Here is a 10,694-nt window from a genome sequence, read left to right as displayed (position 1 = left end):
GCCCCACGCAGACGACCGGCGAGCGGACCCGGACATAGACGCCTCGGAGCCGGCCACCGCCGGAAGCCGGTGGCCGGGCACGGGCGGTGGCCGTGGCCGGGGTAGGCGACCGCCGCCGCTCGCCGAGACCTGTGGAGTGCGGTGGGAGTCAGCCCCGACGCGGTGTCGGGCACCCTGTTGACGTGGGCGGTGCGTCCACCGGGCGACGACCCGTGGTCCGTGATGATGCGCACGATCTCGTGCTCGCGCCGCAACAGCGGCTCGCGCTCGGCCTCGGCGCGCTGCCGCTCGGTGACGTCGCGCCCGATGGCCGGCACCCCGGTCGGCGTGGTGCGCATGCTCAGCTCCAACGCGACCACGTCCCCGTCACCGCGGCGCACCTGCCACACCTCGGTGAGCACGCGCGCGCCGGTCGGATCGGCATCCTGTCGGCTCGGGTCGATGCCCCGGCCGGACACCACGAGGTCGGCCGCGCTGGTGCCCACCAGAACGACTCCCGACACCGGCCCACCACCACGGACGCCAGGTCGACCTCGGCCGGTTCCCAGTGACGCACCGACCCTTGGTGCACCGCCAGGCCCGCGACGAACCGCCCGTCGCGCAGCAGCGGCAGCCCACCGGCGTGGTCGTCGCTGATGGTGAAGTGATCCTCGTCGTCCTCCACCACGGCGAACGCGCACCGGTCCGCGGCCACCCGTCCGCGGTGGCGCGGAACTCCACCTCGAAGTAGTCCAGGTCGACACCGGCGCGCCACGCCCGCAGCACCTCGGCGTGCCCGGAGACGAACGCGAAGCGCCGGGACGCCACGTCGACTTCCCACGCCACCAGGCCCATGCCGTCGACGAGGCCGGTCAGGTCGGTGCCCCCGGTGCGGTCACGGCTGCTCCCCGCTCGCGTACGCCAGGTATCCGGCCCCTTCCGGGGTCACCGCCGACCCGGCGACGGACACACGCGGGACCGCGTCAAGCCTCGACCTGACCTTGGACAAGCGGATGTGACCTGCACGCTGTGTCACACCCGGGCAGGCTACCGCCCCAGCCACGACCGGATGCTCCTCCGATCCGCCTCGATGAGGATGCCAATCGCGTCCGTGCGAGCCCGCCATCACTGGCGACCACTTCCAGCAACCGCACGTGACGGACAACGTTCGCTCTGGTGATCAGCACGAGGGCTTGTGCCCAGGACGGAATCGGAGATCGGCAACCACGGTGCGATCGACGCCACCGCAGTCGCCCGGCCCACCGGCGCACCGCGACATGAGGACGAAGCGCGCATCGTCCTCACGCGGACGAATCGGCATCCGGATCGGCTCGGTGCAGGAAGCCGGGACGCAGTGCCGCCAGGGCGTCGGACACAGTCGGGTGAACGGCCAGCACCCCGGCCGCGCCCCCGTGACGGCCGGCGGCCGCAACACGAGGTGCTGGACGGCGACGACCGCCACGTCCACCGCCTTGGCGCGGGCGTGCCCGTGGATGGCGAGCAGCGCGTTGATGCCGGAGGAGGCGACGAAGGTCAACCCGGACAGGTCGACGATCGGGCAGCCTGTTCAACCCGCAACGCCCCGGCCGGTCCCGTCCCGGGTGCCGCCACTCCACCCGGGGGACATTGACCGACCACGCCACCAGCAGGTCACTCCGCAACAGCGCGTCCACCCTCCGGTACCGCCGGCGGCGACCGGTCAGGCGGCGGTGAGCGGGATGACGTCGAGCAGCCCCAACACGGTCAGCTCGCGCCGCACCACCGACGACGGCACCACGCGCAGACCGCGCCCCTGCCCGTCGCACCGGGCCGCCGGCACCACCGGCGGGGTCGCGGGTGTGCGGAGCGGAGCAGTGGAGGTCGACCGGAATGACGGCAGGAACCGGTGACATTGAGAAGGCGACCGGTGTGCTGCGCGCCGGAGGGCTGCCACCTCCACGCCCTCCGCCCCGAAGGCGAACCCGGCTGACGCAGCGGCCACCGCGGGCCGGGCAACCGCAGGGGGTTCACCACCTGCCCGCCCGCCAGTGCCGGAGCAGCACCCGCGTGACGGTCAAGTCCGTTGCGGCCGGGTGGTGAGCGGTCGGGGCGAGGTGGTCGGCGCTTCCTCCACCGCGGCGGCCTTCGACGCCGTCGCCCTGGCTGTCGGGCGCCGGCCTACCGGCGTGTCAGGAGCAGGGCGGCGCCGAGTGCGATCACGCGAGCGCGGTGCGGCGGGCGGGTTCGGTCGCCCGGACGGTTCCCGCACCCGGTGGTCGGCACAGGGGACGCAGCTCGCGCAGGGTGGCGGGAGCGCGGTCGGCTCGTGGGCGCCGCCTCGCGGCCGCATCGCGGTGGTGATGGTATCGGCACGCAGGGTGCGCAGTGAGCGGGTGACCACCTCGGCTGAGGACCAGGACCGGATCGAGCAGCAACGGGCCATCGACGCGGAGACTGCGGCCTCCGTCACGGCCATGCGCGACCAGGACGGCGTTGACGAGCGCGAACGCCGACTGCATGCGCGTGAGGCCGACCTCGACCGGCGGACCCGCCTGGCCGACGAACGCGACGACCAGTCCGACGAACGCGACCGCCGAGCCAACGAACGCGACCGCCGAGCTGACGAACGCGACCGCCGGGCCGATGAGCGCGACCGCCAAGCCGATCAACGTGAGATCGACGCCGAGACCTCCCCCTGGCCGCCCACGTGACAGCGCATCAGCCGTCCACGCAGTAGTGCGACGTGCCGCCGGCCTCCGGTGGTCGGCGGTCAGGCGCGCGAGGCGGTGTCGGTGTCGGCGCCGGTGTCCGCGCGGCGGTCGGTCTTCCCGGTGCCGTGCCAGTCCAGGCACAGCACGGTCGCGTCGTCCTGGAGCCGGCCGCGGCAGGCGTCGCGCACCGCCCCGGTCACCGCTCGCACGACCTCGCGGGGGTGCAGGTCGGCGGTGTCGCGGACCAGTGCGGCCAGGTCGGCACCGGCGGCGTCGCGCTCGACCATGCCGTCGGTGAGCAGCACCAGCCGGTCGCCCGGGCGCAGGTCCAACCGCTGCACCCGGTACCCGTGGCCGGCTGAGACGCCGAAGAGCAGGTCGACCTCCAACCGCACCTGCTCCACCGCGCCGTCGCGCAGCCGCAGGGGTGGCGGGTGCCCGGCGTTGACCAGCTCGATCCCCTCCCCGTCGAGGTCGACGCGCATCAGCAGCCCGGTGGCCAGGGCGCCCCTGCCGTGCTCCAGCAGCGCCTGGTTGGCCCGGTGGGCTTGCTCGGCCAGGCCGTACCCGGCGCGGCGGGCCCCGCGCAGCGCGCCGACCAGCAGTGTGGCGGTCAGGGCGGAGTCCACGTGGTGGCCCACGGCGTCGGTGACCGACAGGTGCAGCGTCTCCTGCTCCAGGGCGTAGTCGTAGGTGTCGCCGCCGATCTGGTCGGCGGGCACCAGCGCACCGGCCACGGTGAACTGGGCCGCCTCGCAGCACGACGCCGAGGGCAGCAACTGGTGCTGGATCTCCGCCGCCAGGCTCATCTCAGTGGTGCGCCGGCCGACGTGGTAGAGGTCGGTGAAGCGGCGGTCGGTGACGATGACGTAGGCCAGCGCGTGCGCGGCCTCGCCCAGCTGCGCCAGCGCCTCCTCGTCCAGGGCGGGCACGGTCAGCTCCAGCACGCCCACGCAGTCGCCGCGGTTGGTCACCGGCAGCACCACCCGCACCCCGTCGTCGCCGTGCTCCTGCCACGGCCGTTGGGTGCGCAACACCTCCTCGTAGGCGCTGCCCCGCAGGTCAACCCGTTCCGAGTCCCGTCCGGCCTGGACGTGCCCGGTCGAGGTCAACCGCACCACCTGCTCGCCGACGAGGTCGACCAGCAGGAACGACACCTCGACCGCCCCGAACCGCTTCTCCAGGTTCCGCGCGACGACCTCGACCGACTCCACCGGCGGCGCGCTCTCCGCCGCCGCCAGGAGGTCTCCCAGCCCGACCCCGTCACCGTCACCGTCCACGACAACCTCCCACGTCTGCCGGGAGGTCTACCCACAGCACCCGGACCGTCAACCCCCGGTGTGAGAACGCTCCGGGCGGGAGCGGTCCACGGCGTTGCCGCACGCGGTCATCGCCACAGCGGTTGCCGCACGCCGAGCAGGCGGTTGAGGGCCACGCCGAGCGCGGTCACCAGCAGCACGCCCGCGGCGATGGCGAGCAGTTCGCGGGTCGAGGTGAGCAGGCCCAGGCTGACGATCAGCGTGGTGGCCCCGGCGGGCGGGTGCGGGCAGTCCAGCAGGCGCAGGACCAGGGCGGTCAGGGCGACGGAGAGGGCGGCGGCGCCGACGCGGGCGCCCGTGACCCCCTCCTGGAGGACCGGTGGGTGCTCGGTCAGGCCGAACAGGGCCAGGCAGCCCGCCCCGGCCAGGATCGCCACGCCGTGCCCGATCAGGGTGCTGCGGGGCGCGGCCGACTGCTGCCGGGGCGATTCGAAGAACAGCATGACGGTCGGGCCGAGGCTGGGGAACAGGTAGGGCTGCTCGACCAGCAGGGCGATCCCGCCCGCAGCGGCCAGCACCGCCAGGCACAGCGCGAACGCGTAGCCGGCGGCGCCGAGGCGGCCTGCCCGTCGTTCGGCGGCGGTCAGCGCGCCACCCGGCTCCTCGTCGTCCACGCCGCTCACCTGGCCGCGATGAGGGCTTGGGGTGCGGCCTGCTTGATGCGGGTGCGCAGCCAGGTGAGCTGGCGGGCGGTGTCCTGTTCGCAGGCGTTGACGACGTCGAGCAGTTCGCGGTCGCGCAGCCCCTGGGCGGCCTGGCCGACGACGGTCCAGGTGATGTCGGCCAGGCTCGCCAGGGTGTAGAGGTCCTGCAGGTCGCGCAGCAGGCCGACCGGGCCGCCGCGGGTGGACTCCATCTCGGCGGCGTGCAGGCGCTCGGGCTCCTGCTCGCGGTGCTCGCCGTAGCGCCGCACGATCGGCGCGAGGGCCTGGGCCTGCCGGTCGACGCGGCCGGCGAGGACTTGGCAGGTGTGCCACACGTCGGGCTCCTCGCCGTGGCCCTCGCCGACCTGGCGGAAGGCGTCGGCGAGCGTGGTGAGGGAGGTGTGCAGCAGTCCCAAGTAGGTGGCCAGGTGCATGGCGTCAGCCCTTCGGCGCGGCGTGCGGTCGCACGTTGGGGGTGCGGTCGGGGGTCGGCGGTGGGGGCGGTGGCCCGGTCGGGGTCAGGTCCTCGCGCACGTCGTCGTCGCCGGCGGTCGCCGGGACGCCCGCCGGGTCGTGCGGCGCGGACGCGGTGGTGGTGGGCGCGGGGGCCGGACCGGTGCCGTCCGCCAACCGGCTGACCCGCGCCGCGCCGATCTTGAACAGCGGCTGTTTGGACACCGGGTCCCACTCGGTCAGGGTCAGCTCGTTGGCCGCCCGTACGTGCGCCTTGCCGCCTCCGTCCCAGTAGCCGTAGTGGAAGGGCACGAACACCACGCCGTCGCGGCCCCGGCCGATGCGGGCGGGTGCCTCGACCCGGCCGCGGGGCGATTCGACGCGGACGAGGTCGCCCTCGGACACCCCGAGGGCGGCGGCGTCGCGGGCGGACAGCTCCACCCACGGCTCGGGCGCGGCGCGGCGGAGCTGCCGGGAGCGGCCGGTCTTGGTGCGGGTGTGGAAGTGGTAGGCCGTGCGGCCGGTGGTCACCACGAACGGGTACTCGTCGCTGGGCCCTTCCGGCGAGGGCGCGTATTCGGCGGCCTTGAGGAACGCGCGGCCGTCCGGGCGTTGCGCCTTGTACTGCTCGGGTGAGGTGGTGCCGCCGGTGAGCAGGTCGTGGCCGTAGTCCTCGCACACGTCCGGGTGGGTGGGGAACACGCCGTCGGCGTAGAGCCGGTCGCAGCCGTCGGGGTGTTCGTCGTTGCAGGGCCAGGGGATTCCGCTGCCGCCGCGGAGCTTGGCGTAGGACAGGCCGGTGTAGTCGCACAGCCGACCCCGGCTGCACTCCTGCCACGCCCGGAACGCCCCCTCCGGGTCGGACCACTTGACCAGCGGCTGCCCGTCACGGTCGCGGAAGTCCATGCGGCGGGCGTAATCCAGGAAGATGTCCAGGTCCGACCGCGCCTCGCCGGGCGGTTCGACCGCCTTGTCCGACAGGTGCACGGTGCGGTTGACGTTGGTGAACGTGCCCTGCTTCTCGCCCCACAGCGCGGCCGGGAGCACCACGTCGGCGTACTCGGCGGTCTCGGTGCGGAACCCGTCCTGCACCACCACGAACAGGTCCTCCTTCGCGAGGATCTCACGCACGCGCGGCAGTTCCGGCAGCGACACGGCCGGGTTGGTGGCGGAGATCCACAGGAACCGGATGGAGCCCTGCTCGGCGTAGCGCCACAGCTGCATGGCGTGGGTGGGCGGGGCCCAGTGCGGGATGGTCAGCGGATCGACGTTCCACAGCCGGGCCAACTGCTCGATGTGCTCGGGGTTGTCCCAGTTGCGAAAACCCGGCAGGTCGCCGTTCGCGCCGGCCTCGCGGGTGTTCTGCGCGGTGGGCTGGCCGTTCATCTGCAGGATGCCGCAGCCCGGCCGGCCGATCAGGCCGCGCAGCAGGTGCAGGTTGTTGACCTGGCACGACGCCGCGGTGGCCTGGTGGGACTGGTAGAAGCCCTGCAACACCGTCGACAGCACCCGGTCGGAGGTGCCGAAGATCCGGGCGGCGCGCCGCAGCTCGTCGGGGTCGATCCGGCAGATCCCGGCGACGTGCTCGGGGGTGTACGGCTCGACGGTGGCGGCCAGCTCGTCGAAGCCCAGGGTGTGGGCGGCGACCCAGTCGTGGTCCACCCAACCGTGGGCGATCAGCTCGCGGACCAGGCCGTTCATCAGCGCCTGATTGGTACCCGGCAGCGGGGCCAGGTGCACTCCCCCGGACTCCACCGCCGCCTCCGCCACCTTCGTGCGCCGCGGGTCCACCGCCACCACCACGGGCCGGTCGGGGCCGTGCAGCCGGTCGAGCACCCGGGCCCACAGCACGGTCTGCGTCTCGGCCATGTTGTGCCCGAACAGGAAGATCGCGTCGCACGAGTCGATGTCGGTGTAGCTGCCGGGCTGGCCGTCGGAGCCGAAGCTCTCCTTCATCGCCGCCGCCGCGGTCGCCGTGCACAACCGGGTGTTGCCGTCCATGTGCGGCGTGCCCAGGCCCGCCTTGCCGATCACGCCGAGCGTGTAGTACTCCTCCAGGAACAGCTGGCCGCTGGTGTAGAAGCCGTGCGACAGCGGGCCGGTCTCCTCCAACAGCTCCTTCGAGCGCCGGACCACGAGGTCCATCGCGGTGTCCCAGTCGGTCTCCACCAGCTCGCCGCCGCGCCGCACCAGCGGGCGGGTCAACCGGTCGCGGCCGTTCCACTGCCACGAGCCGTACAGGCCCTTCGGTCCCAACCGGCCGTGGTTGACCACGTCACCGGCCCGACCGCGGACCCCGACCATGCGTCCGTCCTTGACCGCGATGTCACAACCGCAGCCGTTGCTGCACAGCACGCACGCCGACTGCACCCACCGGTCCACATCCGACTCCGCCACACCCGCGTCCAGGTGCAGGTCCACCCGCACCGGCCACGGCGCGCCCTTCGCGTGCGGCGTCCGCGTGCCCCAGATGTCCGCGATCCGGTCCGCCATGCGCCCCTCCATCGATCCGGTGTGACCACCGTGTCGACTACCCGCCGCGACGATCGTCAACCGCACCGTCGCCCGGACCGCGATGGTGCGGTGGGGATCGTCGCCCTCACCGATGTCACGACCGGTCGGCGGGTGCTTTCAGGACCGGGTCAGGCGCCGCTGCGAGCAGCATCTCCCGCGTGCCACCAGCACCGGTGCGGGAACGCTCCAGGACGTCGCCCGAGCCGCTCAGGCGCTCGGCGATCAGGGAGTGGCGGTCGACGTCGCGGACGCGGTCGGCCACGCCGAGCCTGCGGGCGCCGTCGAGCAGCCGGGTGATCTCGGCCCGCGCCCCGGCGGTCGCGGTTCCGCCGTGCACCACCACCAGTTCGGTGCCGGGTAGCCACCGCAGCGCGGCGATGGCGGTGCCTGTGCCGTCGTCCGCCCTGGCCACTCCCCGCCCGACCAGCGCGGCCACCTCGGCCTCACCGGTCACCGTGCAGTGGTCGACTTCGGGTACGGGGTTCGCGGCGGGGGCGTAGGAGCACCGATCGACCACCAGCGGGATCGGGTTCTCCCCGATCGGGGCATGGCAACTCCGCGGCATCACCGCACTGCCGGACCGGGGTCCCTCGACCGGTCAACAGCGTGTTCCCACCGCAACCGGGGGCCCGCCCTGGTGGTTTGCCGCCGGCCTCCGCGGGGAAGCAGGAGGTTTCGTAGGCCGAGAGGAGCCCGTGCCGGTGAGGAAGCGTTTCCCGACCGTGGTGCGTTCCGCATCCCTGCTGACCGCGGCGTTGCTGGTGGGCGGGTGCGGTTCGGGCGCCGAGGACCTGGTGCGGCGGGCGGCGGAGGACTTCACCTCCGCGGTCTCCGCCGGGGACTCGGCGCGGGCCTGCGACCTGCTCACCGACCAGGCCCGCGACGACGCCGACTGCGCCGCCCTGGACGTGGCGGGCGGCCCGGTGGAGCAGGTGGAGGTGTGGGGCGACGCGGCCCGGGTGCGCACCGCGGGCGACGTGCTGTTCCTGCGGGAACTGGCGGTGGGCTGGCGGATCTCCGGCGCGGGCTGCGCATCGCGCGGGGACCGGCCCTACGAGTGCGAGGTGGGTGGGCAGTGACGCGACGCGGGATGTTCTACGCCTACCTGGTGGGCGTGCTGGCCCTGCTGGTGTGCTTCAGCGTGATCGGGTTGGTGGGGATGTGAAGCGGTTCCTGCGCGACAACGGCCTGGGCCTGTTCTTCGGCCTGCTGTTCCTGGCCTCGCTGGTCGGCCAGGCGTTCGCCGGCAACGCCGACCTCAACGAGCGCCGCCTGACCGACGGCGGCGACCCGATCGGCCTGTGGCAGTACATAGCCTCGTCGGACTTCGCGGTCGACGTCACGGAGAACTGGCAGTCCGAATACCTCCAGTTCGTCCTGTTCATCCTCGCCGGCGTCTGGCTGGTCCAGAAGGGCTCGACCGAGTCCAAGCCGGCCGAGCGGCTCGGCCGCGAGAGCGACGAGCAGCAGCTGCTGGGCGCGCACGTCAAGCCCGACTCCCCGCCGTGGGCCAAGGCGGGCGGGTGGCGCACCGGGCTGTACTCCAACTCGCTGGGCCTGGTGGTGCTGGCGCTGTTCCTGGGCTCGTGGGGCGCGCAGTCCATCGCCGGGCGCAGCGCCTACAACAACGAGCAGCTGGTGAACTTCCAGGACACCGTGACCTGGTGGGAGTACCTGGCCTCGCCGGACTTCTGGAACCGGTCGCTGCAGAACTGGCAGTCGGAGTTCCTGGCCATCGGCTCGATGGTGGTCTTCAGCGTCTACCTGCGCCAACGCGGGTCCTCGCAGTCCAAGCCGGTGGGCAGCCCGCACACCGACACCGACGAGAACGGCTGATCGACGGCGCCAGGACGCACCGCTGTCCCCGCGGTTCACCTCGGCTTCGTCCCGGTCCGGCCCACCCGGGATGGCGGGCCGGTGCGAGGACTCCCCGTCTCTGCACCGACCCGCCGGCACGCCGTCAAGGCGAACGCCTTCCCGCCACACCGATCGTCACCCGCGAACGCCCGCCACCAGCATCCACCGCACGACGGGTCACCGCGAGGGACACCCGGTCTCCTCGCGCTCCCGCGAAGGAGCAACGGAAGTGCCGGGGCTGCTGGTTGGACCCCCGGCCGACTCCTCCCGCAGCGGGTGCCCGCGAGATACCCGGCGGCTCCGGCCGCAAACACCGGCCTTCGAGCACCACCGGCTCGTCGCAGCGGTCGATCAGCCGTCGCGCCGGTCGCCGGCCACGCCCGTCGACAGACCGCGCACCGCCGCCACGGCGTGGTCGACGTCCGGGCGCACGGTCAACACCTCGTGCATCCCGGTGATGTCCAGCGGCTTGAGCACGGCGCGGTGACCGGCGGCGACGGCGAGCACCACACCGCACCTGTCGGCGTGCTGAGCGGCTTCGGCCAACAACGCCAACCCGGTGGACGCCAGGAACACCACCCCGGTCAGGTCCAGCACGGCCACCGGCACGGCGGCTTCCAACCACCTGAGCAGCTCGTCGCGCACACCGGGCGTCGTCGCCATGTCCATTTCCCCCGCGACGCGCAACACCGGCACGTCACCCCACGCACCGGCGGACACCGACACGTTCACAGCCGATCCGTCTTGACCCACCAAGAGCCTTCCCAAAACCCGATCCAACGGTGACGGGCTGGCTGTTCAACCCCGGTACGAGCGCGTTGACCACGGCAACGACCGATTCCCGTCGGGGAATTCCTGTCGTCACCTCCACGTGACCGACCACACCGATGGCGGAACACCTCACGGGGATCGTGGGCGTGCGGGCCCCACCGCGTGCTGCGCCGCCTCGGCGACGGCGGCATCGGGAACGCCTGCCTGCCGCTCGACCTCACGCACCTGCGCCGAGAGCCCGCATGCGCATCGGAAACCGACGGGTCGTGTGGTGGTGTTAGCGCCGTCCCCGGAGCTGACGGTGACGATCGAGGAGGTGGGGAGCGCACCGGACGCCCACGTCCACGCGGGCGGGCAGGGCGTGTGGCAGGCGCGCATGGTCGAGTCGCTGGGCGGTGAGGTGGTGCGGATGCCCGCCGGCGCCCTGACCCCGTCACGAATCGGACGAGCTGTGCGAGCTGGTCCTG

At 73.1% G+C, this 10,694-nt stretch carries 12 protein-coding genes; 4 read left to right on the top strand and 8 right to left on the bottom strand.

From position 1 onward, the window contains the following. Positions 1-503, bottom strand: a 503-nt coding sequence (locus tag ACFV4N_RS32765; protein WP_499676518.1) for a hypothetical protein, incomplete at its 3' end; no start/stop codon positions are given. Positions 504-565: 62 nt separating this feature from the next. Here ACFV4N_RS32765 and ACFV4N_RS32760 point away from each other — a divergent pair. After that, positions 566-730: a hypothetical protein gene (locus ACFV4N_RS32760; RefSeq protein WP_499676517.1), complete on the top strand. Its 165-nt coding sequence runs from the start codon at positions 566-568 to the stop codon at positions 728-730. 429 nt (positions 731-1,159) lie between these two features. On the opposite strand, the gene ACFV4N_RS32755 is transcribed toward ACFV4N_RS32760, so the two are convergent. Then, positions 1,160-1,525, bottom strand: a complete 366-nt coding sequence (locus ACFV4N_RS32755) for a hypothetical protein (RefSeq protein WP_499676519.1) — start codon at positions 1,523-1,525, stop codon at positions 1,160-1,162. An 826-nt stretch (positions 1,526-2,351) separates the two neighbouring features. Here ACFV4N_RS32755 and ACFV4N_RS32750 point away from each other — a divergent pair. After that, on the top strand, positions 2,352-2,669 hold the full coding sequence (locus ACFV4N_RS32750; protein ID WP_499676516.1) for a hypothetical protein: 318 nt from the start codon (positions 2,352-2,354) through the stop codon (positions 2,667-2,669). 59 nt (positions 2,670-2,728) lie between these two features. On the opposite strand, the gene ACFV4N_RS32745 is transcribed toward ACFV4N_RS32750, so the two are convergent. The 5 genes from ACFV4N_RS32745 to ACFV4N_RS32725 all read right to left on the bottom strand — a co-directional run bounded on the left by ACFV4N_RS32745 (position 2,729) and on the right by ACFV4N_RS32725 (position 8,053). Next, complete coding sequence (locus ACFV4N_RS32745; protein WP_499676515.1) at positions 2,729-3,949, bottom strand: PP2C family protein-serine/threonine phosphatase; 1,221 nt, start codon at positions 3,947-3,949, stop codon at positions 2,729-2,731. A gap of 107 nt (positions 3,950-4,056) precedes the next feature. After that, complete coding sequence (locus ACFV4N_RS32740) at positions 4,057-4,602, bottom strand: HPP family protein (RefSeq protein ID WP_499676514.1); 546 nt, start codon at positions 4,600-4,602, stop codon at positions 4,057-4,059. A 5-nt stretch (positions 4,603-4,607) separates the two neighbouring features. Beyond that, positions 4,608-5,066 carry a hypothetical protein gene (locus tag ACFV4N_RS32735; RefSeq protein ID WP_499676513.1) on the bottom strand — a complete coding sequence of 153 codons (459 nt, stop codon included), beginning with the start codon at positions 5,064-5,066 and terminating at the stop codon, positions 4,608-4,610. A gap of 4 nt (positions 5,067-5,070) precedes the next feature. After that, positions 5,071-7,578 (bottom strand): molybdopterin oxidoreductase family protein, encoded by a 2,508-nt coding sequence (locus tag ACFV4N_RS32730; RefSeq protein ID WP_499676512.1) that lies wholly within the window; start codon positions 7,576-7,578, stop codon positions 5,071-5,073. A gap of 115 nt (positions 7,579-7,693) precedes the next feature. Then, positions 7,694-8,053, bottom strand: a complete 360-nt coding sequence (locus tag ACFV4N_RS32725; protein WP_499676511.1) for a hypothetical protein — start codon at positions 8,051-8,053, stop codon at positions 7,694-7,696. Positions 8,054-8,300: 247 nt separating this feature from the next. Between ACFV4N_RS32725 and ACFV4N_RS32720 the strand changes: the two genes are divergently transcribed. Both ACFV4N_RS32720 and ACFV4N_RS32715 read left to right on the top strand, forming a co-directional pair. Continuing rightward, positions 8,301-8,678: a hypothetical protein gene (locus ACFV4N_RS32720; protein ID WP_499676510.1), complete on the top strand. Its 378-nt coding sequence runs from the start codon at positions 8,301-8,303 to the stop codon at positions 8,676-8,678. An 82-nt stretch (positions 8,679-8,760) separates the two neighbouring features. Next, on the top strand, positions 8,761-9,435 hold the full coding sequence (locus ACFV4N_RS32715) for a DUF6766 family protein (protein ID WP_499676509.1): 675 nt from the start codon (positions 8,761-8,763) through the stop codon (positions 9,433-9,435). Between the two features lie 372 nt (positions 9,436-9,807). Here ACFV4N_RS32715 and ACFV4N_RS32710 read toward each other — a convergent pair whose 3' ends face one another. Beyond that, positions 9,808-10,188: an STAS domain-containing protein gene (locus tag ACFV4N_RS32710; RefSeq protein ID WP_499676508.1), complete on the bottom strand. Its 381-nt coding sequence runs from the start codon at positions 10,186-10,188 to the stop codon at positions 9,808-9,810. Between the last annotated feature and the right edge of the window lie 506 nt (positions 10,189-10,694).

The sequence above is a fragment of the Actinosynnema sp. NPDC059797 genome (assembly GCF_042732085.1).
Taxonomy (GTDB): Bacteria; Actinomycetota; Actinomycetes; order Mycobacteriales; family Pseudonocardiaceae; genus Actinosynnema.
Note: the sequence above shows the minus strand (reverse complement) of the source record. Positions and strands in the feature narration are given on the sequence as shown.